Origin of the sequence: Blautia hominis, from assembly GCA_002270465.1 — a bacterium.
In the GTDB taxonomy this organism is placed as follows: domain Bacteria; phylum Bacillota; class Clostridia; order Lachnospirales; family Lachnospiraceae; genus Blautia; species Blautia hominis.
Genome location: NQOF01000002.1, coordinates 418086 through 443783, shown reverse-complemented (window position 1 = coordinate 443783; position 25698 = coordinate 418086). Strand labels below are relative to the sequence as shown.

General features: G+C 42.6%; 28 protein-coding genes. All 28 read right to left on the bottom strand.

Going from position 1 to position 25698, the window contains the following annotated elements; all coding sequences use genetic code 11:
• Positions 1-13: 13 nt before the first annotated feature.
• Positions 14-1243 carry a PcsB-like coiled-coil domain-containing protein gene (locus CI595_RS07990; RefSeq protein WP_095172745.1) on the bottom strand — a complete coding sequence of 410 codons (1230 nt, stop codon included), beginning with the start codon at positions 1241-1243 and terminating at the stop codon, positions 14-16.
• A gap of 130 nt (positions 1244-1373) precedes the next feature.
• Entirely contained in the window at positions 1374-2255 is an 882-nt protein-coding gene (gene pgeF / locus CI595_RS07985) for a peptidoglycan editing factor PgeF (protein ID WP_095172744.1), read from the bottom strand.
• Positions 2256-2271: 16 nt separating this feature from the next.
• The gene (locus CI595_RS07980) at positions 2272-2631 is read right to left on the bottom strand and encodes a YraN family protein (RefSeq protein ID WP_095172743.1); all 360 of its coding nucleotides are present in this window, start codon (positions 2629-2631) and stop codon (positions 2272-2274) included.
• 9 nt (positions 2632-2640) lie between these two features.
• Positions 2641-3399: a ribonuclease HII gene (locus tag CI595_RS07975; protein ID WP_095172742.1), complete on the bottom strand. Its 759-nt coding sequence runs from the start codon at positions 3397-3399 to the stop codon at positions 2641-2643.
• A gap of 43 nt (positions 3400-3442) precedes the next feature.
• Positions 3443-4282 carry a ribosome biogenesis GTPase YlqF gene (gene ylqF, locus CI595_RS07970; RefSeq protein ID WP_095172741.1) on the bottom strand — a complete coding sequence of 280 codons (840 nt, stop codon included), beginning with the start codon at positions 4280-4282 and terminating at the stop codon, positions 3443-3445.
• 19 nt (positions 4283-4301) lie between these two features.
• Positions 4302-4874, bottom strand: a complete 573-nt coding sequence (gene lepB, locus CI595_RS07965) for a signal peptidase I (protein ID WP_095172740.1) — start codon at positions 4872-4874, stop codon at positions 4302-4304.
• 74 nt (positions 4875-4948) lie between these two features.
• Positions 4949-5296, bottom strand: a complete 348-nt coding sequence (gene rplS, locus CI595_RS07960; RefSeq protein WP_065541444.1) for a 50S ribosomal protein L19 — start codon at positions 5294-5296, stop codon at positions 4949-4951.
• A gap of 113 nt (positions 5297-5409) precedes the next feature.
• A complete protein-coding gene (locus CI595_RS07955; protein ID WP_095172739.1) occupies positions 5410-5952 on the bottom strand; it encodes a VanZ family protein in 543 nt (180 codons plus the stop codon).
• Positions 5953-6092: 140 nt separating this feature from the next.
• Entirely contained in the window at positions 6093-6971 is an 879-nt protein-coding gene (gene rfbA, locus CI595_RS07950; protein ID WP_095172738.1) for a glucose-1-phosphate thymidylyltransferase RfbA, read from the bottom strand.
• Positions 6972-7064: 93 nt separating this feature from the next.
• Positions 7065-7931, bottom strand: coding sequence for a dTDP-4-dehydrorhamnose reductase (rfbD, locus tag CI595_RS07945; protein ID WP_095172737.1), 867 nt, complete (start codon positions 7929-7931; stop codon positions 7065-7067).
• A 50-nt stretch (positions 7932-7981) separates the two neighbouring features.
• Positions 7982-9163, bottom strand: a complete 1182-nt coding sequence (locus CI595_RS07940; protein ID WP_095172736.1) for a MerR family transcriptional regulator — start codon at positions 9161-9163, stop codon at positions 7982-7984.
• A gap of 119 nt (positions 9164-9282) precedes the next feature.
• Positions 9283-10308, bottom strand: a complete 1026-nt coding sequence (rfbB, locus tag CI595_RS07935; protein WP_095172735.1) for a dTDP-glucose 4,6-dehydratase — start codon at positions 10306-10308, stop codon at positions 9283-9285.
• A 133-nt stretch (positions 10309-10441) separates the two neighbouring features.
• Positions 10442-11032 (bottom strand): LPXTG cell wall anchor domain-containing protein, encoded by a 591-nt coding sequence (locus CI595_RS07930; protein ID WP_084043439.1) that lies wholly within the window; start codon positions 11030-11032, stop codon positions 10442-10444.
• A gap of 752 nt (positions 11033-11784) precedes the next feature.
• Positions 11785-12792, bottom strand: a complete 1008-nt coding sequence (locus CI595_RS07925; RefSeq protein WP_095172734.1) for an LCP family protein — start codon at positions 12790-12792, stop codon at positions 11785-11787.
• Positions 12782-13579, bottom strand: a complete 798-nt coding sequence (gene srtB, locus CI595_RS07920; protein WP_095172733.1) for a class B sortase — start codon at positions 13577-13579, stop codon at positions 12782-12784. The genes CI595_RS07925 and srtB overlap by 11 nt, the downstream gene beginning before the upstream one ends.
• Positions 13557-14321 (bottom strand): YveK family protein, encoded by a 765-nt coding sequence (locus CI595_RS07915; protein WP_095172732.1) that lies wholly within the window; start codon positions 14319-14321, stop codon positions 13557-13559. The genes srtB and CI595_RS07915 overlap by 23 nt, the downstream gene beginning before the upstream one ends.
• A 48-nt stretch (positions 14322-14369) precedes the next feature.
• A complete protein-coding gene (locus CI595_RS07910; RefSeq protein WP_095172731.1) occupies positions 14370-15065 on the bottom strand; it encodes a CpsD/CapB family tyrosine-protein kinase in 696 nt (231 codons plus the stop codon).
• Positions 15058-15780, bottom strand: coding sequence for a CpsB/CapC family capsule biosynthesis tyrosine phosphatase (locus CI595_RS07905; protein ID WP_095172730.1), 723 nt, complete (start codon positions 15778-15780; stop codon positions 15058-15060). Before CI595_RS07905 ends, CI595_RS07910 begins: the two co-directional genes overlap by 8 nt.
• Positions 15781-15841: 61 nt before the next feature.
• Positions 15842-16654 (bottom strand): immunoglobulin-like domain-containing protein, encoded by an 813-nt coding sequence (locus CI595_RS07900; protein WP_095172729.1) that lies wholly within the window; start codon positions 16652-16654, stop codon positions 15842-15844.
• Positions 16655-16830: 176 nt separating this feature from the next.
• On the bottom strand, positions 16831-17220 hold the full coding sequence (locus CI595_RS26245; protein ID WP_162291832.1) for a hypothetical protein: 390 nt from the start codon (positions 17218-17220) through the stop codon (positions 16831-16833).
• A gap of 384 nt (positions 17221-17604) precedes the next feature.
• Entirely contained in the window at positions 17605-17898 is a 294-nt protein-coding gene (locus CI595_RS07885; protein WP_095172726.1) for a hypothetical protein, read from the bottom strand.
• A gap of 379 nt (positions 17899-18277) precedes the next feature.
• Positions 18278-19261 (bottom strand): serine hydrolase, encoded by a 984-nt coding sequence (locus tag CI595_RS07880; protein ID WP_095172725.1) that lies wholly within the window; start codon positions 19259-19261, stop codon positions 18278-18280.
• Between the two features lie 10 nt (positions 19262-19271).
• Positions 19272-20171, bottom strand: a complete 900-nt coding sequence (locus CI595_RS07875; protein WP_095172724.1) for an N-acetylmuramoyl-L-alanine amidase family protein — start codon at positions 20169-20171, stop codon at positions 19272-19274.
• A gap of 12 nt (positions 20172-20183) precedes the next feature.
• The gene (locus tag CI595_RS07870) at positions 20184-20612 is read right to left on the bottom strand and encodes a YARHG domain-containing protein (protein WP_162291831.1); all 429 of its coding nucleotides are present in this window, start codon (positions 20610-20612) and stop codon (positions 20184-20186) included.
• A gap of 121 nt (positions 20613-20733) precedes the next feature.
• Positions 20734-20922, bottom strand: coding sequence for a hypothetical protein (locus tag CI595_RS07865; protein WP_095172722.1), 189 nt, complete (start codon positions 20920-20922; stop codon positions 20734-20736).
• A 115-nt stretch (positions 20923-21037) separates the two neighbouring features.
• Positions 21038-22342: a vWA domain-containing protein gene (locus CI595_RS07860; RefSeq protein ID WP_162291830.1), complete on the bottom strand. Its 1305-nt coding sequence runs from the start codon at positions 22340-22342 to the stop codon at positions 21038-21040.
• Positions 22326-22766, bottom strand: coding sequence for a hypothetical protein (locus CI595_RS07855; RefSeq protein ID WP_095172720.1), 441 nt, complete (start codon positions 22764-22766; stop codon positions 22326-22328). Before CI595_RS07855 ends, CI595_RS07860 begins: the two co-directional genes overlap by 17 nt.
• Positions 22759-25698: a putative sodium/potassium/calcium exchanger gene (locus tag CI595_RS07850; RefSeq protein ID WP_095172719.1), complete on the bottom strand. Its 2940-nt coding sequence runs from the start codon at positions 25696-25698 to the stop codon at positions 22759-22761. The genes CI595_RS07855 and CI595_RS07850 overlap by 8 nt, the downstream gene beginning before the upstream one ends.

Below are 25698 nucleotides of genomic sequence, written 5' to 3'. Positions count from 1 at the left end.
ACGGAGATATTTTTTAATTCAGCTGATATACTTCCGCATATCCCACACCAAAGGAAAGTGCCTGGTCATGTGTATCATGGTAGATATCCACATTGCCGTAAGGTACACCTCTGTCTTCCACAACATATACGCCTCCGTTGATCAGAAGCTTTGTCCCAAACGGAATACCGTTCATAGCCACGGTCCTTCCCGCCTGGGGAACCGTACCGCTGGCTGTGTATCCCTGTCCGTGGCAGAGAGCACAGTTACAATAACCTGTCAATCTGAATCTGCCCAGATATTTTCCTTGGGAATCATCTGAGGAGGTATCTTCCTGCTCTGTGCTTTCCTGTGAAGTTTCCGTATTGGAAGGAGTTTCTTCCTGTACGTCGTCATAATCCTGGGAGGATCCCTGTGAGGCACTCTGCTCTGCAGCCTGCTGTTCTGCGGCTTCCTGCGCTGCCTTTCTTGCTGCTTCCTCCTGGGCCTTCTGCGCTGCAAGCGCTGCTGCTGCTTCCTCATCCTTCTGCTGTTTCATCAGGCTGTCAATCACGGCTTCCTGGGAATTTACTTTCTCCAGCAGCTCCTTTGCTGCGCTCTGCTCACTGTCGATCTGTGAGCTGTATGTATCGATCTGCTTGGATGTATTTCTGACCAAGTCGGATACCTCCGCCTGCTTGTCCATACTTTCCTGCTTCAGTTCTTCAAGCGCTTCCTGCTCTTTTTTCACACCGGCTTCTTTGTCTTCAATCTCCTGCTGTGTCTCCTTGTAGAGGTCCAGCATCTTCCGGTCGTACTTTGTGAGCTGCATAATGTTCTCTGCCTTGTTCAGGAAGTCTGTAAAGTCCTTTGCTTCTGTCAGCATGGTCATGTACGAATCATTTCCATTCTCATACATGTACTGAATACGAAGCTTCATGCTCTCATACTGCTCTTCCCTGCGGGCTTTCGCATCATCCAGTTCCTCTTCGATCTGTTGTAACTCTGCCTGCTTAGCATCTGACTTTTCCTGTAAATCTGAGAGGTTCTTACTCAGGTCCGTAAGCTGCTGGTTCAACTCCGTAAGGTATCCCTCCAGATCACCTTTTTTGGCTTCCAGAGAGCTGATCTTATCCTGTGAGGCGTTCAAATTACTTTGTGTCTCAGTTTTCTGCTGTTCCGCTTCTGTAATCTTTTTCTGGGTTGCAGACGCGTATACCGGAGTTATGGTAAGACTCGCAATCAGGAATGTCAAAAATAAGCTTGTACATTTTTTATTTCTCATATTCTAAGCTCCTTTTTTCATTACGAACCTAATTATAACACACAGATTACTAAATGCAAAGCTTTTTTACATTTTTTGTAACAACTATGTAATATTCACAAAAAAACAACCCTGAAATTTATGCATTAAGTCAATTGATTTCGCGCAATCCGAGGAATGCTCCCAGATTTCCCCTTTTTCCTTTACTGGCCCTGTGGGAGAATAAAAACCGGGGATTACAGCAGGTACAGATTCCCGGATAAGAGATATGAGCCGGAAGGATACCTGCCTCCCGGAAGATCAGCGCATTGGCTGCCCAAAGGTTTAAAAGATATTTGCCATGGCCTTTCTCCTTCAGGATCTTCCCGTGCTCCGAAACCGGAAATGCCTCCTGAAACTGCTCTGCCACATCCCCGCTGACCTCATAGCATTCCTGGCAGATAGAAGGGCCTATGGCGGCCAGGATATCCTCCGGTCTGCACCCGTATCCCCTCTTCATGGTCTCCACCGTCACTTTTCCTATCCTGCCCACAGTTCCCTTCCAGCCGGAGTGTGATAAACCAATGACGCGCTTTTCAGGGTCCACAAAATATAATGGGACACAATCCGCATAAAAGGTGGCAAGCACCAGACCCGGAACATTCGTTACAAGTCCGTCCACATCTGTGTAATCCCTGGGTATAGTAATACCTTTTCCCCTGTCCGCCTCTGTAACCACACGCACATTGGTGGTATGGGTCTGGTCAGAACAGACGATCTGCTCAGGGGAAAATCCCACAGCAGCAGCAAGCCTTCTGTAATTCTCCCTGACATCTTCCTCACGGTCGCCTCTGGCAAAGCTCAGGTTCATGGATGTGCAGTCCCCCCTGCTCACTCCCCCCAGCCTGGTGGAAAATCCATGTACAATTTCCGGGATTTCCTCAAAAGCCGGGTATGTCAGGTACCAGACGCCGTTTGCTTTGCGGACCTTCATGTGATCATCTATGCCGGCCTTCCAATTGATTTCCATAGTACCGCCTGTACTGTTTTTCATGTCTTCGCTCTCCCTTCTATGTATGGTAAGGAAACGCATCCTTGATAAGCGCAGTGTCATCCGGTGTGATCCCCACCACGTCAAATCTGCAGGGTGTTTCCTCTGGCAATCCTCTTCTCATAAGATAAAACAGCGCCGTCTGACATATCCGGCGCTGTTTTTTGTTATCCACTGCGAGAAACGGACCACCGCAGTCAGAGTTCTCTCTGAATTTCACCTCAACAAAACAGAGGTATTCTCCGTCCATGGCTACCAAATCAATTTCGCCACTCCGGCAGCAGAAATTTTTCTCAAGGATCCGGTATCCCTGCTGCTCCAGATACTGAGCAGCCCTCTCTTCATACTGTGCTCCCGTCTCTCTGGCGGATTTTTTCATATCTGTCCCTCATGTAATAAAATTCTTGATAAACGTGGTCCGGTGAATGGGAGATGGCCCGTATTTCCTTATGGCCTCTATATGGGAAGCCGCCCCATATCCCTTATGGGAGGCAAATCCGTATTCAGGCATTATTTTGTCGTACTCTCTCATAAGCCTGTCCCTGGTCACTTTTGCAATGATACTGGCGGCGGCAATGGAAATACTTTTTGCATCCCCCTTTATAATAGGAACCTGGGGAATCTCCATACCCGGGATGGTCACTGCATCATTTAACAGGATCTGGGGGCGGACCGTAAGTTTGGACACTGCCTCCCGCATGGCTTCATAAGTCGCCTGCAGAATATTAATCTCATCAATTCTGGCCGGACTGGCAAACCCAACACCCACACTGACCGCATTTTCCATGATCACATCATATAATTCCTCACGTTTTTTCTCGGAAAGCTGTTTGGAATCATTGAGATACAGGAGTCCGCAGTCCTTGGGAAGGATCACAGCACCGGCAACCACAGGTCCCGCAAGCGGTCCCCTTCCGGCCTCGTCAATACCGCAGACATAGCCCAGATGCTCATACTGATACTCATAAGCTTTCATCTTCTCCGTGCGTGCCCGCTCCGCTTCCAGCCTTTCCCGCTGTTTCTTCGCCTTCCCGATCAGGGCTTGTACACCTTTCCGCTCATCTTCTATATAAACTGCGCACAGAGCATCCAGCTCTGTCACCGCTGCAGCCTGAAATTCTGCGCGGATTTCCTGAATACTTTTCATCTTTTGTCTCATCCTTTGTCAAACTGTAATGATCCTGGGGGTTTCAGACTTGTTCCAGCGTGATCCTGCCAATCTTGCCGTTTCTAAACTCCTCCAGCAGAATATTGGATGCCTTGCCATAGTCAAGTTCACTGCCCTTCTGCAGGCAGTTTCTGTTTACCGCAATTGCCTCCAGCATTTTCAAACGGTCATCCGACTCTTCCACTTCGTAGCGCTCTTTCAAAATACCTTCATAATACTTCTGGAGATACCCCAGCAGTTCCAGGGAAAGCTCCTCCAGATTCAGAATCTCATCCTTGATAGAGCCCACCATAGCCAGCTTAGCCCCCACACTCTGATCCTCGAATTTTGGCCAGAGGATTCCCGGTGTGTCAAGAAGCTCCACATTTTTGTTTATGCGGATCCACTGTTTTCCCTTCGTCACACCCGGCTTGTTTCCTGTCTTTGTACAGGCTTTTCCCGCAAAGGAATTGATAAATGTGGATTTTCCCACATTGGGGATTCCCACGACCATGGCTCTTATGGGACGGTTTTTAATGCCTCTTCGCCGGTCTCTCTCGATTTTTTCCTTACAGGCCTCCATGATAACAGGGAGCACCTGACGGATGCCCGCCCCGCTCTTGGAATTGGCCTTGACCACACAGAACCCCTGATCCATAAAATACTGGGTCCATTTTTCATTCTGTCTCTCATCCGCCAAATCGGATTTGTTCAGCAGGATCAGCCGGGCTTTATTTTTTCCCAGCTCATCAATATCAGGATTCCTGCTGGAAACAGGGATCCTGGCATCCACCACCTCAATGATCAGATCGATCAGCTTTATATTCTCCTGCATCATGCGCTTTGCTTTCGTCATGTGTCCAGGATACCATTGATAATTCATATTTGTTCCTCTCTGTCTGTCAGCTCTTGATGAGACCGAATTTTCCAAACGGGGAAACGCGCAGCCAGATTTTGCCCACAATATATTTCTGCTTTACATTTTCCACCTCTGCAAAGCGGCTGTCCTCGCTGTTATTCCGGTTATCGCCAAGAACGAAATATTCATTTTTCCCCAGTGTGACCTGGGTCTCTGCCAGTCCCGGATTGCTGATCTTCGGAAAATCCTTCTTTTCCATATAAGTTTCCCCGTTGATCAGAATCAGCCCGTCCTTTATCTGCACAGTTTCCCCCGGCAGACCTATGATCCGCTTGATATGCATACTGGAATGCTCCTTGGCATCCTTCTTAAATGCAATGATATCGCCTCTCTCAGGGTCTCCCAGCTTATACGACACTTTATTGATCAGTACCTTATCCCCCGTAGCCAGGGTGGGTTCCATACCGCCCTCCTGCATGACAATGGTCTGGCAGAAGAAAATGGACACCACTGCAGCCAATACCAGGACCACCGCGATCTCAAATACCCATATAAGCAGCGGACGCATTTTACTGTCCTTGGAAAACTCCGGTCCCTTACTTTCTTTTTTCTTCATGGCAGCATCCTCTTATTCATTCAGAAACAGGGACATATACATAAGTATGTGTCCCTGTCTTCTAAAAAACATTATTATTTTACTAATTCTTTTACCTTAGCTGCTTTACCGACACGCTGTCTTAAGTAGTTCAGTTTCGCACGTCTTACTTTACCGCGTCTGATCACTTCCACTCTTTCCACATTCGGGGAATGCAGCGGCCATGTTTTCTCAACGCCGATTCCGTTGGAATTCTTTCTCACTGTGAAGGTCTCGCGATTGCTTCCGCCCTGTTTTTTCAGCACAACGCCTTCAAAAATCTGGATTCTCTCGCGGTTACCCTCTTTGATCTTACCGTGTACTCTTACGGTATCTCCCACATTGAACTGCGGAACTTCTGCTTTCATCTGAGCAGCTTCGATGTTTTTAATGATATCGTTCATGATTTTTTCTCCTTATACTCTGGATGTTCTTAATGCAGTCAGCAGCAGAGGACCATCTCTTTTTTACAACGAGTATAATTATACTATGCGTACAGGGAGAATGCAAGCGTTTTTTACCATTTTTTGATCCATCGGCGGAATATAATGTAGAAAATATACCCCAAAGCCGTCCCCAAAACGTTGGTGAGTATGTCATCCAACTGTGCGTATCCTCTTTTTGTGAAATATTGACAAACTTCGATCAGCAGGCTGACCGCACATCCCATACCCAGAACGTTCCAAAACCGCCTCATCTTTATAGACACAGACGGCAGCAATACACCCAAAGGGAGGAACAGCAGTACATTTTCCAGGACAAAAGCATCACCCCTGGGACCGCTGCCCAGCGTTCCAAAAGGTGTCCAGTCAATTCCGTCCCTGCTGCCGGGTTCCCTGGATAAAAAAGTAATAAACAAAAGCATACAGAGATATCCTGCAAAAACCGCTGCTGCAAAAAAAGAACTGCGCCGGCTGCCCACCTGTCCCCGAACTTTCGCCGTGATCACAGCCAAAATCCCGACTGTCAGAAACGCCGTCAATCCCGCAAAAAAATATTTTCCCACATCTGCAATATCCTGAATTACATAGTGTATCAGTTTCACGGTATATTGTCCCATATCCAAGTGCTCCCATTCTGTCCTTACCGGCAAAGCCTCTCATTTCCATACTTCTATGCAGAAGCGCGGCTTCCCTTATTCCGAAAAAAGCATTCCCTGCCGTGTAAACTGCTCCGGCCTTGGGAATGCTTTCTATTTTACTATACCAGGTATTTCCCGTCCAGTACATCTTTCAGGTAAGCACCATACTCATTCTTTTTCAGAACTTCATACGCTTCCATAACCTCTTCCCTGGAAATCCATTTGTTATGGTAGGCAATCTCCTCCAGGCAGGCAATTTTTCTGTGCTGATGGTCTTCCATGGTCTTTACAAAATTCGTTGCCTCCACTAAAGACTCATGTGTCCCTGTATCCAGCCAGGTAAATCCCTGGCCCAGAAGTTCCACATTCAATTCATTCTGCTCCAGATAAATCCTGTTCAAATCTGTTATCTCCAGCTCTCCTCTTGCGGAAGGCTTCAGATTCTTGGCATACTCCACTACTTTATTGTCGTAGAAATACAGACCTGTCACACAGTAGTTGGATTTGGGCTTCGCCGGTTTCTCCTCAATGGAGACTGCCTTTCCGTCACTGTCAAATTCCACGATTCCAAACCGCTCCGGATCGTCCACATAATAGCCGAATACAGTGGCGCCTTCCGTGCGTGAAGCAGCTGCACACAGCCTTTTTTTCAGGCCGTGTCCGTAGAAGATATTGTCACCTAAGATCATGGCAACACCGTCGTCACCGATAAAATCTTCACCGATAACAAAAGCCTGCGCCAGTCCGTCCGGACTTGGCTGAACTGCATAGGACAGCTCCAGGCCAAACTGATGGCCGTCGCTCAAAAGTGCCTCAAACCTGGGGGTATCCTCCGGTGTGGAGATGATCAATATCTCACGGATCCCTGCCTCCATAAGTACGGACAGTGGGTAATAAATCATGGGTTTGTCATATATAGGCAAAAGCTGTTTTGATGTCACCTTGGTCAGTGGATACAGTCTGGTGCCTGATCCGCCTGCTAAAATAATTCCCTTCATACTAGTACCTCTGTTTCTTCCTGTATTTTATATTTTCGACCAAAAACTGCGGGATTCACGCAGTTTTTGAACTTTTTCCCATCATTCTGCAGCTTACTTATCGTGAAGCAGGTTCTGCAGCTCTTCTGTCTGCAAATAACGTGCCAGTGCATCCTGCCATGCAGGAAGGCGGTTAAAGCCGTTTGCCTCCAGCTTATCTTTGCTCATCCGGCTGTTATGAGGTCTTTTTGCCTTCGCCGGAAATTCCTCTGAACTGACAGGATGTACATTTACGTTCATACCTGCCTGACGGAATATTTCAGAAGCAAAATCAAACCAGCTGCAGAGCCCTTCATTTGTGGCATGGTAGAAACCGTATTTTTCTGTTTCGATCATGTCTACAAGAAGGACAGCCAGATCATAGGTATAAGTAGGAGAACCGATCTGGTCTTCCACCACATTGATATCCGTATGTTTCTTACCCAGATTCAGCATGGTTTTAATAAAGTTCTTGCCGTTCACGCCAAATACCCAGGCAATCCTCACGATAAAGAACTTCTCTACATGATCCGTAACTGCTACTTCACCCTCATATTTTGTCTGTCCGTACACGTTCAAGGGTTCTCTCTCATCGTCCGGTTCCCACGGTCTTGTGCCCTCACCGTCAAACACATAGTCTGTGCTGATATACATCATTTTCAGGCCAAGTTCCCGGCAGACTTTTGCAATATTTTCCGTACCGTAAGCATTGACTTTCCGGCAGACTTCTATATTATCCTCCGCAGCATCGACCGCGGTATAGGCTGCACAGTGGACAACTGCTTCCACATCTGCCTCCCCAATCACCTGTCTGCATGCCTGTGGATCTGTAATATCCATCTCCTCAACATCCACACCAACGCCAACATGGCCTCTTTTAGCCAATTCGTTCATTACGTCGTGTCCTAACTGTCCTTTTACACCTGTCACTAAAACTCTCATAACCTTCATCCTTTCTCTTCTCTGCACCTATTATGCCCGGCAGAGTAAAATTATTTCCTGCAAATAAAAATCCCCGCTTCTTTGGTGATGGAGATGCCTCCGTTCTTTTGGATCTTCTCCTCCAAAAACTTCTTAAACGCTCTCTGCCTGGGATACAGCAGCTCACTCTGGTTCCCATGACAGGATAAAATGTAATCAAGCAGCGGCTCCGGCTTGTCCACCCACAAACTGTCCTCATACATCCGTTTTTCCACGGAGGAGAAATAAGGCTCCAACAGCTTCTGCCCGTTTTCCAAACCGAACAGCTTATACAACGCCACTTCCGACAAAGATATCCTGGGATCAAATTCCTGTACCAGTTCCGTGATCTCATGCATATGCCCCGTCCCATAGGTACTGCAGTAAAAAATACCGTCTTTGCTCAAGACACGGCTGGTTTCTTCCAAAGCCTTCGCCATATTCTGCACATAGAAAAGCACATGATTGGCAACGATCCGCTGAAAGTGCCCGTCAGGAAAAGGTAGTTCCTGGCAGTCCAGCACTCTGAAATCAAAATATTTCTTTCTCTCTCTTCCGATATTGGCCGCCGCATCCCGGACCATTCCGCCAGACGCATCGGACAGACAGATGTACTTGCCATGAAGCACAGCATCGGGAGCATGTTTCCAGAGCTGGCCGTTGCCGCATCCCACCTCCAGAAGATTTTTCACCTTGTCAAAGTTAATCTGTTCATACAGCCATGCGAACCATCCTTTGGGGTTAGAGGAATACTGTTCATGCAGAGAAATACGGATATTTAAGTTAGCTCCGTTTTTATACTGCTCTACCAGCGTCTTCTCCATATCGGTCAGATGGATCAGGTTCAGGATTTCATTCCAATCTATCTGGTTTGTCTGCTGAACGATCTGCATGGTATTCTGCAGGGCGTGCTCCATCTGGTTCATATTCTCAATTTTCTTCTGCACCAGGTCAATCTGCAGCTTTAAGGATTCCAGAATATCGGAACTGGTGTCATGTATGGTCATATTGGAAATTTCTTTTAAAGAAAATCCCAGATATTTCAGGGAGAGGATTTTCTGGAGTTTTAGGAAATCCTCATCAGAATACATACGGTATCCCGATTCATTGACAAAACTGGGTTTCAGTAATCCGTTCTTATCATAATACCGAATCGTCCGGATCGTCACATGTGCCATCCGCGCAAATTCTCCGGTGGTATAAAAGTGCCCCATAAAATCCCTCCCTTCTGCCTTTTTCTCATGGTACTGCCCCCAAATTTACAGCATATTGTGCAGTATCTTCCGTTGAAATACCACGCGGGTCAAAAGCCGCCTATGAAAAACGACGTTTTTTATGACAGACGCTCTTTGTACATCTTGTCAAAATAATTGGAATATTCACCGCTCAGGATGTGTTTCCACCAGTCTTCATTGTCCAGATACCACTGAATGGTCTGTGCTATTCCTGTATCAAAATTATATTTCGGCTTCCATCCAAGTTCTGTTTCCAGCTTTGTGGGGTCGATCGCATATCTCATGTCATGTCCCGGACGGTCTTTGACATATTTAATCAAACTTTCCGGTTTATTCAGGGCTTTGAGAATTGTCTGGACTACCTGAAGGTTTGTTCTCTCATTATGGCCGCCTACATTGTAAACCTCACCGACTCTTCCATTATGGATGATCAGGTCAATGGCTTCACAGTGGTCTGCTACATGCAGCCAGTCTCTCACATTCTCGCCGTTTCCGTATACCGGAAGCTCTTCATCCGCCAATGCACGGCTGATCATCAGCGGAATCAATTTTTCCGGAAAATGGTATGGTCCATAGTTGTTGGAACACCTGGATATGGTCACCGGTAAACCAAATGTTCTGTAGTAAGCAAGTACAAATAAGTCTGCGCTGGCCTTTGAGGAGGAATACGGACTGGATGTGTGGATGGGTGTCTCCTCTGTAAAGAACAGGTCAGGCCTGTCAAGCGGCAGATCCCCGTAAACTTCATCTGTGGACACCTGATGGTAGCGCTTAACACCATATTTTCTGGAAGCATCCAGAAGCACTCTGGTTCCCATTACATTCGTCTGGACAAAAATGCCCGGATCTTCAATGGAACGGTCCACATGGCTCTCTGCGGCAAAGTTCACTACAATATCGAACTTTTCCTTCTCAAACAGATCCATAATAAACGGTTCATCCGCAATATCGCCTTTGACAAATTTGTAATTCGGTTTATCTTCCACTGGTTTCAAAGTTTCCAGATTGCCGGCATAAGTGAGCAGATCCAGGTTTACAATTTCGTAATCCGGGTATTTATTCACCATGTGATGTACAAAGTTTCCTCCGATAAAACCGGCACCGCCTGTTACTAATACTTTCATGTGGTATTCTCCTTTGCTTTTTCTCTGATAAGGTTACTATAAGGGGTGACGTAAGGTCACTGTCAAGGGTTTTTTAGACGTTTTTAGAAAAAAAAGAACCCAGGCTTTCGCCCGGGTTCCTAAGCATTATAAATTATGCTTCTCTTCTTTTTTTGTATGTAACAGCCATTCCAGCTACTGCAATAACAGCTACGATACCTGTCCACATCATGACATTTGTTTCACCTGTCTTAGGAGATGTGGATGCTTTTGCTGCTGCATCTTTGTCAACAACAAATGCTACAGGAGACAGAGATGTAAAGGTAGCTGTGATTGTACCAGCACCAGCTTTCGCTTCTACTTTCTCCCAAGCGCTTCCGTTGTAGTGCAGAACTGCAACAGAAGAACCTTCTGTAACACCAGCAACTTCAAATGTGATGGTTACAGGGAAAGTTGTTCCGTCCGGAACAGAGATGTCTTTAACATCTACAACCTGCATACCTTCTTTGAAGTCTGCTCCGAGAACTTCTTTCAGAGTTTCCTCTTTCTTAACGTTCTCAACCGCTTCTTTGTACTCGTCAGGAACCGCTTTGATTTCTACAGTAACTGCGTTTCCGTCAGCGTCTGTAGCGGCCTGAGCCTTGGTTACAACACCTGTAACCTGTACACTTGGCTGTGCGAATACTGCAACGGCTGAACTAACAGTCATAACAGCTGCGCACACAAAAGCAATAAGTTTCTTCATGATAAAATCCTCCTTTTGTTTCTTCTTGCTTTATTACATTTAACAAGCTTGAAGTTATTATAACACTACTTTCGTAATTTGTAAAACATTTCTATCAATAATTTTTGTAATTTTTTATCATCTACGTGAAATTCTTCCTTCTCGGCCCCCATAGCCGCCTTTCAGGGGATATATTGTGTTCTCACAGTTCCGCAGTACCATATGTTTGTGTTCAGGCTAAATTTTTAATTGTTTTTATCACATTTATATGGGCCGTCTTGTTGAACTCTGAATACAAAATAAGATCTTTTTATGGCTGTTATATTATTTTAGCAAATGATATGGTATGACCGGATGATGAAATTACAGATTTCTGCCGTGGGGGTTGGAAGACTAAAAAGTCCTTCAAGATAACGAAATGCAGATAGGAAACCAGCAAAGCGGATTCGTACTTTGTGCGAAATAAAATTAATTTTAGCAGATACCGGAAAACCGTAAATCGTTACGATTCAAAGCCCTGCAAAAAACGAAGTTCTGAAAACAGTAACACGCTTCGCAATGCACAGATGTGGAGTATTCTGCCCTATATCGCGCTGGCTGCCTCGGGATTTTCATGCGCAAGCGCATAAAAACACCTCGCGGGATAGCAGCCGTGATTAATAACTGTAAATCCCTCAAAAAAACAGGACAAAGCAACAAACCCGCAATCCCTTCATGTTACTGGGATCACGGGTGTTTTTGTTTGCTAAATCTGAAGAAATCCGATTATAGCACTACTCTCGTAATTGGTAAAACATTTCTATCAATAACTTTTGTAATTCTTCATCATCTACATGAAATTCTTCATGTTCCGCCCCTGCAACCGCTTCACCGGGTACATAAGCCGTCTCACTGTCATCAAGCTGGTAGCGCGCTAAATCGTTTATCTGATCAGCGTTTAAATCTGTGACCAGATATGGCTTGATCACCGGATAAAATGCTTCATAATAATCACCTGCCGCACCAACTTTATTCCGCAGTGCTGAGATCAAGGCCGGAATATACTGTACCTGACGCTGCATACGGCCATTATTACTGCCCTGCATATTGATATCCCTGTAGCGCACATATTTTTCCGCCTGCTCACCTGTCAGTTTTACAGTCTCGCCTTTTACAAACGCAGGGTCAATGGCTGTATAATCTTCCGGTATAGTAATCTCCACTCCCCCGACAGCATCATTCATGGTGCTGATGGCATCAATGTTCAGCGACACATATCCGTCAATGGGCAGATCAAAAAGCAATTCTGAAACCGTCTTTTTCATGGCCCAGCAGCTGCTCTGCTCTGCATTTCCGTAGGCATACTGGGTGGCAAGCTGTGCATTCACAGATGTATAATAATTCCCATTCGCATCATAAATGTCAATATCGGTCATAGAATCCCTGGATATCTGCAGGATACGGGCTGTCTGTGCTTCTTTATCCAGAGATATGATCATAATACAATCCGCCTGTCCAGCCACTCCCGGAGTATCCTTCAGTGTGACTGTCTCTTTCTTATCCACGCCCATGAATAAAATATTTGTAAGATTTTTATTATACTTGTATTTCTGACCATCATAAGTGATGGTATCATCGCTGGCCTGGGAAACGGATGCGCCTGTGCTCTTCTTCATGTTATCAGCAACAGTCTTAGCCCTGCTGTTATTTTTCACAACATAGACAGCCACTGCTGCTGCTAAAAGCAGAAGAATCATCACAGACAGTATCACAACCAGTCTCTTTTTTTCTTTACTTTTCATCGATTAATACCGCCTCTACAAGAAAACGCTGGTCATTATTTCCATTGCAGGTGGACATTGTGATAATACGGTCAGCCGTTGTGACCGGAATATCTGTATTGATATAAGACGCCATATTTCTTACCTGGCTAAGGGAGTCCAGATATGCCTGATACTGCTCATCCTGGTTAAAGTCAAAGGCCACCATAATATGCCTGCTGTCATAAGTTACTGCTCCAAAAATCTTATAGGTAAAAATATGTTCCGGTGTATAAATATACACTTCCGAATGCTCATCCATATAAGCGCTGTCCTTATAATCCTTCAGGCTGCCAAACATGGTGTTGTCTTTCATATTATGCCCGTATATAACTGTATTTTTGTCTGTAAAATCTTGTTTATTCAGAGACTCTGTGTATATGGAACCCGGAAGTCCCGCTTCTCCTTCTATTGTGTGATCCAGATAATACGCGTCATCCTCAGGCCGCTGCACAATGGGATAATCCACTTCTGTACCAGGGATTCGGATCCATGCGTAAATTTCAGGATTCATTTTCCGGAGTTCTGCAAAATCAATGGGAATATCCACAGGTTCAGGTTCTGCCTCCACTTCCTGCTCCTGCTCCGGTTCCTGTTTTGGTTCTTCTTTGACTACTGGTTCTTCCGTCTTCTTATTGTTTTCTTTCAGCTTATCATAAACTTCTTCTTTCTTTTGCTGGCTTGTATAGTAATATACAGCAAAAGCTGCGGCTGCAAGAAATATGATCAAAAATACCCAGAATAATTTACTTCTTCTTTTCTTTTCCATTATCTGCCTCTTTCAGTTTGCGAAGCTCATCTTTCTTCTTATCTTTACCTTTCACATAAGGAACAATAGCCAGTGTGGAAAGTCCCAGATATTTCTCAACATCTTCTTCTGTCTTAATGTTGTCGTTAATGATAAACTTCACGGTAAGCACTCCGCATACAAGCAGGATACCCAGCAAAATACCGATTGCCGTATTTTTCAAAAGGCTGGGGCTGACCGGTTTTTCTGATACTTCAGCGCTCTCCACTGTTGTAGGCGGATCGGATTTCATAATAGATGCCATCCTGTCTGCCGTTTCCTCGGCAACTGCATTTGCAATGATGCAGGCATCTGCCGGATTTTCATCTATGGCCTTAACTTCCAGAATTCGTGTACCTGACTTATTGACTACAGTAAGTACATCCAATATCTCTTTTCTGGAAAATATCTTGTCCTCTTCTTCTTTAATACGCTCTATTGCAGCATCAATAACCGGCTTACTGGTAGCAATGACTTCAAAGTCGGCTGTCAGTTCACTACCGATCTGAATATCTGCCAAAGATGTAACACTGGTGGTCTTGTTCAAAATATAGAGCTGAGCTTTTGATTCATACTTAGGCGTGATGAGAAGCGCCGTACCGCCCAGCGCCAGTACGCCACCCATGATCGCACAAATACCAATCAGCCACCACTTACGCAGCAGTATATGGAATAGGGCACCTAAATCAATCTCAATTTCGTCATCGTATTCTTTATTATTCATTTTGTTCCTCTTTCATTGCAAAATTTTTCTTACGGTGTCTTGTTGATCTTAATAGTATCCGCCGTATTTATTTCCATAATACCCGCCATACTTCTTGCCATAGTAGCTTCCTGTATGTACATCTACCTTGTTAAGAACAACTCCCAGGAGATTGCTGTTGGCTGCTTTTAACTGTCCAACTACGCCTTTTGCCTCTGCCCTGGAGGAATTATCTGCTGCCAATACAAGTATGGAACCATCACACACCTGGGCAATTACCGCCGCATCAATAACGCTTCCGAGAGGCGGTGTATCAATGATAATATAATCAAATGTGTTCTTCAGACCTGTGAGCAGCTTCTGAAGCCTCTCATTTCCAAGAAGCTCTGTTGGGTTGCTGGGGAAAATTCCGGTTGGAAGCAGGAAGAGATTTCTCTTATTTGTCCCGTATACCACATCCCCTAATTCAGCCTGACCGGAAAGGTAATGGCTGAGTCCTTTGATCGCTCCTTCCAGTCTCAAACGATGAACCAATACGGATTTTCTCATATCCGCATCGATCAGCAGTGTATTCCTGCCGCTTTCTGACAAAGCCAGCGCCAGATTATAGGCCACTGTACTCTTTCCATCATTGGGTGTACAGCTTGTGACTGTAATGACCCGGTTCTCCACACCTGTAAATTCCAGGTTGGTCCTCAAGGTACGGTAAACTTCACGTTCCCGGCTTGATAATGAAACTTCTCCTTTGATTTCTAACTTATCCACTTATGTATTCTCCTCTGATAATTCTTGACGGATTTATTGTGCTGATCTCTTCCCGGTATGTCTTTCCGATTTTCTTATCAATGTAAGAAAGGCAGTCCCTCATCTCCGGACGTCTGTGTGTCACTCCATGGGCATCTGTGCCCAGTACGTGAATGAGTCCGTGTCTCATTAACTTCAACAAATACCATCTTGTGCTCCAGCCTGCTTTACCCATGACACTGGAAACATTGACCTGCATGCAGGCTCCCATTCCGGCCAGCTCTGCAACCTGTTCTTCCTTCTTCATCCCCTGATACCGCTCAATATGAGCAATCACAGGCATATAGCCCGCGTACTGCAAATGCTGCACAGCGTGCCGTATATAACGAAATTCCGCGTAGACAGGAAATTCTACCAAAACATATTTTGTTTCATTCAGAGTCAGTGCGTCACCTCTGTCAAGGGCATCCACCACTTCCTCGCTGTAGAACAATTCATTTCCCAGATATATCCTGGACTTTGGATTCATTTCCTTAGCGTATTTACAGGTACGCAGATAGGCCCCCATCCTTTTTTCCAGAACGGATGCATCCATGTCACAGTTAAAATGTGGTGTAGCAATAATCTCGTCGATGCCGTCCTTAAACGCCATTCGCAGCATCTTGCGTGTCTCATCCGCATTCTTTGCTCCGTCATCTACACCGGGCAAAATGTGGCAGTGTGTGTCTATTATCAATAATCTTATCCACCTTTACCATAAATTCATCCACCATTATAAAGGAAAGTGCTCTGTTTGTCTACTGGATATTTACCTTTAAAATGGCAGTATTTGACTGATTTCCGTCGCTGTCGACAACATAATACACAACTTCATAGGTTCCCGGTGTATTGGTATCCACCGGATTCTGCAGTTGGATCTGTCTGAAAAGAGCGCTCCTGTCATCTTTATCATCCGTGATATCCTGAATATATGTACTGTAATCAAATTTACTTCCCACAGGGAGCGTCACTTCATACTGATTCAACCTGAACTGAGGACTTCCGGCCGGAAGCTGCGCGATCGCCGCTTCCGTTGCCTCTGCACCGCCTGCCGTCTCCTGCGGGGGCTGCTCTGTAGCAGCCGGGTCAGCCGGAGTATCTGCCGGGGCGTCCGCCGGTACATCGCCCTCGCCGGTCCCCTCACCTTCAGGAGCCGGAGCCTCTGTACCTGCTTCACCGTTTTCCGGGTTCGCATCCGTTCCTTCCGGTGTCTGGCCGCTGTCTGTCGGGGCCGCCTCACCGGAAGCCTGGTAACTTACCATGATCTTCTTTTTTGCAACATTGCGGCTGTTATCCATTGCCGTATAGGTAACTTCAGCCTGGGTACCATCAGAAGTTGGTTTAACCGATTCCACCATAAGTGTATCTGATACATCTCCGTCCTTGTCATCAACTGCTGTGATACCTTCCAGCAGAAGTTTTTTATCCTGCCCCGCCACATAAGTCAGCGTATTGTCCGCAGGAACTTTTATCTCCGGTGCTGTCTTGTCCCGATTAAGTACCAGATATACGGTACCGGCTGTAATCCCGATGCATACTATAATTGCTGCAGCAATTAAACCTTTTTTCATCTTCTTTCCATTCCTCTCATATATATTTAAAATAAGAAAGTGCTGCTCACTGTTTTTCCCGAGGGAACTTTCTTACGATCAACGCAGTAAATGCGCAGACCTGCTGAGTAGTTATACCATAATTTCTATTCTTTCCCATTTCAAACAACATTATTATATTAACATTACACAAATCATTAATCAATTACTTTTTTTAATTCTTTTGGATTGGCAATGGAGCGAATGTAATTGAGAAGTTCCTTCCTATTAAAGACGGCAAGGTCGTCTGCTGCTTTCGGGGGCATAATGAGGTAGGATTTTAATTCCTCAAGAATCTCTGCGATATCAGAATAGCACACCTCTTCGATTCCGGGATTGCATACATTGACATCCAACTGGAGAGGAAGTCTGTAATGGATCACCAGCCAGGTGTTCATACGTGTGTAATCGCCATAGTAGTAGTCTTCGGAAAAGAAGTCGGCTGGTTTTATTTTTATATTTGTTTTTTGGATTTCTGCCCAGACAATGTCATCTTTCTTTGTAGTGCTGCTGCCTCTTTTGTCTGTGAAGCGTACAATACGGGGCATGTATTCGGTGAAAAAACGGTAGTCTGTGTATAGATGAAAAAGATAGCCCTGGACACTGGGGTCTGGAAGAAGTCTGCGGTATTTATAAAGAAACTTAGACAATATGGGATATTGGACAATTTCCTGTAATGTGTCCGGACTTCGGAAATGGGATTGGAATTTGTCTTTTACGGTGTCGGGGAGTAAATTACCAACCAGGAAGGCGTTTTTGGCTTTTGGTTGGTTTAGGGGGTGGGAGAATGGCAGCGAATTCAGGAAGAAATTCGCTGCGGTTAGGTGGATGATGTAGCCGGGCATGGTTATTGTTACCTCACTTATAATAAAGATGTCAGGTGGTAGGTTTTCAGGCTCTAATGGAATTTTTTCGATGTACGTATTTTGTCATTATGTATTACATATATCTGTTACTTTTGATAACACTGCCCATACATAGGGTGCGCCGTACATGTTTAGGGCTTTTGGACCGGTTATTTTATCTGGATTTTCTCTTATTTTTGAATACGCTGTTTCAAAAGTACTTTTTGTTATGGAACGTTCTCTGCGGTCTGTAAACATTTCACCGCCTTTTATAGTATAAGTGAAGGGGAGCATTTTCTTTGTGTAGAAGGTTTCTCCCTGATGGGAGGCGATTACTTCCCATAGATTGTTAAGGGTTATTGTTTCAGCTGAGTTATCCATGTGGAAATCCTTTCTTTATTTAAGGTATAATTATCTAGACAGTTTATATGGCTTTCTTTATAGTATTTTACCCTTAAATACTATAAGGTGCAAGAAAAAGATAGCGTCAAAACGTAAATCTATAATGGCGCTATCTGTATATGATCTTGGAATCGTATGCACATATTAACACATGTCCGATATCTTCGTCCGGTTTTACTTTAACCTCCTGCGTTTTGTAGCAGCTTATACCATTGTAACTTTCTCAATCAAAAATACAGCCTCTGCTTTATCTAGCAAATATACTGTATAATTAAAGAAATCCAACTTTAAAAGTTTGTACAATTTACGAAATATCTCCGACGTTTTATACAAAAATATTTGTATTTTCTTTTAACGATTATTCTACAAAATAGTGATACACTTCTGATGAAAACTCTCTTATTTTAACTCTTGCAGATGAAGTATCTGAAAGATTGGATGCAATTACTGTAATGCTATATGTGTCATCTCCTATTAAAACTACAGCTGCATCGTTTTCTACATCACTGAGTTCTCCTGTTTTATTTGCAACTTCTATGCCTTCAGGCACACCCGATGGTATTTTTTCCGTACGTTCCTGGTGTTTCAAATACTCAAGCATATCTAAAGAATGATTACACTTATTCAAATAAACTTTTTTCAGAAATTCTCCGCAATCTTTTGTAGAAGTATAGTTCTCTCCGTTTTCAGTACTCTCAAGAAGCATTCTTCCCATATTGGTATTATTATACTCATTTTCCTGACAGTATAAATTCACTCTGTTTCTTCCAGCTTCGTCAATTCCTTCTCCAAGCATGGAAACCAACTGATTTGCAGAATCGTTATCACTGGCAGTAATCATCTGCTCCAGATATCGGTCCACATCTTCCTGTCCATAATTTTCACATAATTCATCATACTCTTCATATACTGTTCCCATAATGAATAATTTTATAAGACTGGCGGCCGGGTACTTCTGATCATTTATGTCACATATAACTCCTGTATTTATCTGCTCTACGTAAATTGACCAGTCTCCATCTAATTGTTGGATTTCCTGGGTCAGTTGTTTCGTCAGTTCATTTTCGTCCAAAGATTCTTTGGGGTAAGATTCTGAACTTTCTGCCGCTTTATCTTCTCCTTGCGAACTTGTAACTGCTGTCACTTCTTGTTGCATCTCTTCTTCCTGCTGCTTTAATTCTTTCAGATGTTCCTGTTTCTCATTTCTTTTCTGATATAAGAAAAAATCTGCACTAAGCAGTATTATACCACAAAACAATAAAACACATCCGGCTATAAAAATCTTAGACCAAAGCTTATAGGCCTGTGTTTTACGATATCGCTTTACCTTATTCCTCCGCATAATGACACCTCTATTCGCTTACATTTCCAAAATATTCATCAATTCCATCTGCAATTCCCTGAACCATGGAGATTTGATAATCTGCGTCTGCCATATTTGTATCGTCTTCTTCATTACTCATAAATCCCATTTCAATGATTGTGACTGGAATTTGACTCCAGTTAATACCCGTCATATTATCATAATACTGTACACCCTTATTTAGCATCCCTGTGGCTTCGCAGTAAGAATCAATAATGCAACGTCCTAACCTGCTACTCTCTGCAGACAGTGCACCCACATATGGATTTTCCTCTGACGGTACCATTGTCATGGCTCCCTGTACTTCAGAGTCTTCACTGCTGTTTGCATGAATGCGTACAAAAATATCTGCACATTCCTGCGCTGCCAGCTCCGCTCTTTCTTTATTACTGATAGCTATGTCGTTATCTTCACGGGTCATGATAACTTCGTAGCCTCTTGTCTGTAATTCCTCACGAAGTTTCAATGCAATTTCTAAATTCAATTCATACTCCCGCTTTCCCGTTGTATTACCGACTGTCCCTGTACTCGCTTTCGCCTTCATTTCAGAAGAACCTGGTCCCATAGGCTCCATCTCGCTCATATCCACATTTTCACTTTGATGTCCGGGATCCAGTGCAATCTTTTTCTCTTTAACTGGAATCTGCTCTTGGCTGCCACTTCCCTGCACATTGTTTTCTTTCATATTTTCAGCTTCATTGTTATCAACTGCCGCAGAATCTGCATTTTCCCAACGCTTTTCTTTTTCGGCATCCGCCATCCTATTCTCAATTTTGTTAATATCCGTCTGTATCTCCTTTAACTCTTGATAATTTACTTTTAAAAAAATCCCGCCTACAATCAACAGAATTATGGCTAAACACCAAACTATAACCGCTTTAACTTTCATCCGAATCACTCCTTAATACAGTTGATATCCCTCACTATTCATGCTGTATTCTTTCTCACTTAGTTTATTAGCATTGGCACGTTCATAATCATTTAACATGCCCTCATTAAATTCTTTCGGCGAAATTCTGCCTTCGTACCAAGACTTTGCCCCAAAGTAATCCATTAATTCCTGCGACACAAACAAACGTCCTAGTCTTGCATAGATTTCATTTTTCGCATAATTTATTTGCTGTAATGTAAGTCCTTCCAAATCTTCATCTGTTAAATATCTCTCAGCGCTATCCTGAAAGATATATTCGTTTTCAGTATTTTCATTTTGAGTATTTTCATTTGAGGTATCCTCACCCTCTTGTGTATCTCCTTGCGGCTCAGCTTGGACCACATTGCTCTCTGTCCATTCAGCCAAATAATCAGATACTGCATATGACTCCACCTTCATATATGCCGGATGCTCCTTCGTAGTAGTAAGCATGCAAATAACTAGTGCAATCAATGTGCTCATTATTATCATAAAGTTTCTAAAAAATCTTTTATCTTTCCGCAACTTTAACTCCTCTTTTCTATAGTATTTGCCATATAATAACTACAAAAACAGGCAGAAACAGCAACAGCAATTTATATTTTAATTCTATTTTTTCTGTATCATTTTCTATTTTTCTGCTATCATCTACATCATCAAAAACAAAACCGCATTCACTACAATATATATCCTTGCTGTCTAGCTGAGTTTTACATTTAGGACATTCCATACATATCCTCCTCTCTGTTAAAGCTAAAGAAATCTTATAAAAATCAACATAATAATAAGTCCACATAGAAAAAATGTAATTATTGAATCTCTATACTCTTTCATTTTCTCTCCCCTCATAAAAAAGACTTACCGCTTCCAAAACCATCTCCAATTCCGTTTCCAAAATCCTTTCCAAAATCAATGGTATCCTGGCCGAAACGTAAATCTGCTCCACCCCAGCTCTGATAATCTTCTGTTCTGTATGCGGCTTTATAATAATGAACAAAAATAATAGAAATAATCACGCACATAATAAATCTGATCAGTGCTTCAGAAAAAAACATATACAGTCCTGCTTCCAGGACTATGCCCGCAACCAGACTGATTCCCAGTCTCATTGGCAATAGTCTCAGAGCAATTTGTTCCGAGTCAACAGCAAAACCCACAATACACCCGAGACAAAGACTCAATAGAAGAATAAACAGCACCCTCAAAATCATAAATACAACTTTTCCATGTTCTGTACCGGTGCGATAATCAAGTAGCACTCTCTGATTGGCATATTTTGTCATCTGTTCAATCGTCGATGTTAAGTTATTTAGCTCCTCAATTTGATAATAACATCCATCCGTTCTTGCAGAAAGCTTGTTCAAAACATTTTTTCCAAAAAAACCAATGTCTGAAAATCCTATAGTATAAATATTTATATTTGCATCATTACATTTACTTATAATCTTTTTATAACTTCCGCCGCTGGCACCGTCAGATAAAAGAATCACGGCACCTTTTCTATCTGTTTTTTCATATCGACTATATGCATCTTGTAACGCTCCCTCAATATTCGTTCCTCCGCCTGACTGAAACTCAGCCAGACTCTCTTCCAACTGCTGCGCAGTTTCATTATCTACATATTTTAAAGGAAGTATATTTTGAGTACCGTCATCAAACACATCCAACATTATTTTTTGCTTTTTATCCAACTGCTTTACAAAGTCAACAATTGCTGAAAACCGTTCACTTTGAGGATCTGTTTCACTTGTGCTGCCTGAATTATCGATCAAAATTATGTAATCATCAATATCTTTTATCCCGTTCTTTGTTCTGCCAAGTCCATATAAAAATTGAAACAGCATTCCGAGAATAAGCATCACTACAACACCAGTCATTATAACTCCTAGCGCAGTTAAAATCTCTTTGCCATCCCATGCAGCTCCTCTCATGTGATAGGTAATCCATTCACTTATAAAGCCAAATAAAGTCACAAACAAGGTTAGCTGAGCAAAATATACCCCTACTAATATAATTGGATTCCAATCCATTTTGAGTTTATTATATAATACATTTCCAACGGCAGCCCCAATCACTCCACCAATTATACAAGCAAGCAGTAAAGATATATTCAGCTTCTTCTCCCCATCCATATTAATGCTTCTCGCCATTTTCCTCTTTTCCTCCTGCAAAGGTCTCAATTTGATCATATGCAAAAAACCAATTCGGGTAATTTTCCGTACGTATCAGCCAGAAATCTCTCAATATATTTTCCTGATAACATTCTTTTGCTGTTGACATCAGACTGTGTAACATATACAGATCATTTTTCACATTTTCACTTTTTTCCCTTATTTCGTTCTCGTAGGCATCTGAAATTAATTGACACAATTTCCAGCAAAAGCGGTTACGTTCATTCGTATTACAGTAAAATGTCAATTCTTCCAAGATTTTATCAAACCCTTTTTTGTCATAATATTTGTCCACAAAATAAGCCAGACTTCCTCTTTCTCCCGAACTTTCAAGTATTTCTTTCCCTCCATCCATTTCTTTTATAAGTTCCTTCAAAGCTACATATACTTCTAATCTATTCATTGCATATGACCCCCTTTAATATATTTTTTTTCATTTCTATTGCTAAAGAATACGCTGCTTCCCTATAATTGCTTGATCTCATGCAATCATTTATCCATTGCATGGTGCTGCGCCCTATATCCCCTTGTATTATATTGCAGCATCTCTTCAAAACTAAAATGTCTGCTTTGTCTATTTTTTCTTTCCCTTTTGATAAAATTTGGTTTGTCTCATTCAGCAACTGAATTTCATCTTTTCTCTTATACTCGTGCAGCTTCAAATTTTCTAATGCCTGCCGAACATCCAGTCTTTTTTCTAATACACCTGCCTCATTTGCTTGCTGCCTTACTTCTTCCAGGGATAAGTGCCGAAGATTTACAACAACGTTCTGCTCGTCCAACTCCACTTTCCCATTTTTTAATAACTCAGCCGCCAACTGCTCTTTTACATTTTCACTGCACCCCAAATCTTCAAATAATTTAGCAAACTGTCTTTGAACCAGATTCTTGCCGATACTCTTTTCTAATGTTTCCGCATCAATAGCATTAAGAGAAATTTCTGCTTTTATGCCCTCATTTGTCTTTACATACTTTAAAGCATCAGGAGGAGTATCAACTACATTCATGGAATTGACAAATTTTGCCGACTGCTGACTGACATCCTTTCGGACTGCCTCGCAAAAATCCTTTTTAAGTTCTTTAGGATAGCTTTCATTTTCATTTATTATTTGTACTAATTTATCCTGAAGAGAATACTTTATCTCTTCATGAGCCTGGTCGGATTTCATCTTTAAATAATCATATATTTTTGTATTGCCCTGTGTGTGGTCAGGCTCCTTTATCTTTATCATGGAGTCTAAATCATAGACTTTCTGAAGGATGGAAGCCACTTCCGGTGTTTCATAAAATTCAGCCATTTTTTCACGCTCACCAAGTGCAATTTTATCAGAAATATGAACCGCAGATACAACCAGGTGTGCTTCATCTGATAATCCCTCCTTATTTTCAGGATTTATATGCTTTTTTATTTCATTCGGACGACTGGTGTTGTGCTTATCTATGGCTTCTTTTATGCCATACATCAAGTCTTTTTTATCAGTGTCATCAATATTTCCAAAGATTTTTTGATAAAATTTTTCATGATTTCTTGCAAAAATTTCCCCACTATACACATCATGCAGCTTTTCCGCTGCCCTGCGTGCTTTTTCATCAGAACTATTATGTATTTCATTGGTCGAATAACCTTCATCATGATGAATCTGACTAATTAAACCGGCCAATCTTACCTCTGGCCTCTGTTCACTAAGAGCATTTTTTGTTCTCTGGTAATTCCCATATATATGTTTGACACCATGCTCACCAATTCCCCGCTGGTCTGTCTTCTTCTGCTGCATGGCAAGTGACAGTAAAATTTTTTCATTTAGCTTATCTCTGATTTCAGCGCTAAAAGTAATGTCTTTTTCTTTTTCAATCTGCTCCAACAAGCCTTGAGCATCCCGCTGTACTTCCACCACTGCAGCCTTATAAGTAAGTTCCCGTCCATCATTTGTAACAAAAGTCCGATTCCATTCCTGTGAATCCTGTTCCAAGTATTCTTCTGCCACTTCTAAATTTTTCCGGTAAACAATCTGCTCTCTCTCTCTCTTTTCCTTTATTTCTTCATATGCTTTCTGTATTTTTACTTCCTGACTCAAGTTGGAACTCATTTCAGAACTTTCCATTTTTTGTAAAGAATGATATAACGCAACAATTTCTGTCGACGTTAACTCTTTCACCTGACTTAGCTCTAAATTTCCCATTTCAGCTAAACCTTGCTTATATAATTCCATCCGTTCTTGTTGATTTTTTATACTTCCAAGCTGCTCTTCCGGATTATACCCCTTCATCCATGTTTCACGTATACTTCTATGCATTTCCTCAGAAATCTGTTTTGGAGTTTTAAATTCCTCCTCTTTTTCTCCAGATTCTTTCGGCGTCAAATCCTCTTCTATTTCTTTATCGAGTTTCTCCGATTCCGCACTTTCCTTTTCCACGTCTGTTTCTATCTCCCCTTCAGACGCCTCCAATTCTTTGTCTTCCTTTATTTCTGCCCCAGAATCTTCTGATTCCTTCTCCTCCCTTATTTCTTCTTCAGATGCTTCTACCTCCACATCTTTTTCTATTTCCTCTTCAGACGTCTCCAATTCTTTGTCTTCCTTTATTTCTACCCCAGAATCTTCTGATTCCTTCTCCTCCCTTATTTCTTCTTCAGATGCTTCTACCTCCACATCTTTTTTTATTTCCTCTTCCGACGTCTCCAATTCCTTGTTTTTCTTTATTTCTGCTCCAGAATCTTCTGATTCCTCGTTTCCCTTAACTTGTTCTTCAGACTCCTCCGATTCCATGCCTTCCTTTAATTCTTCTTCAGAATCCTTTGGTTCCTTATTTTCTTCTATTTCACCTTCAGAATCTTCTAATTCCTTGCTTTCCTTTATTTCTTCTTCAGATTTTTCCAGCTCCAAACCTTTTTCTGCCTCTTCTCCAGAATCCTCCAGTTCCATGTATGGCACTACTTCTCCGTTTATTTCCTCATCTGCCTTGTCATTTGTTTCATCTGCCTGCACATATACTTCTTTTATGAATTTCTCCTCTTTTACTGCTTCATCTTCATTTTCCCAATCAGAATCCAAATCTGCTTCTAAAACATCCTCAAACTGCTCATTTTCTTCTTCCTGAGAATAATTCTCTAAATCAAAATCTAAATCCTGTTCAAAATCCTCTCCAATATCTTGTGCATACTCTTCATCCTTTTTCATATAACTATCAAAGCATTCTAAATCTAAATCCAGGTCGCCTTCAAAATCTTCATCGCTTACTTCATTGAATCCGCTGTCCAGTCTATTATCCAAACTACTATCGAAACCGCTGTCAAAGCTCCCCTGCCAACTATCTCCTTTATAACCACCGAAATCCAT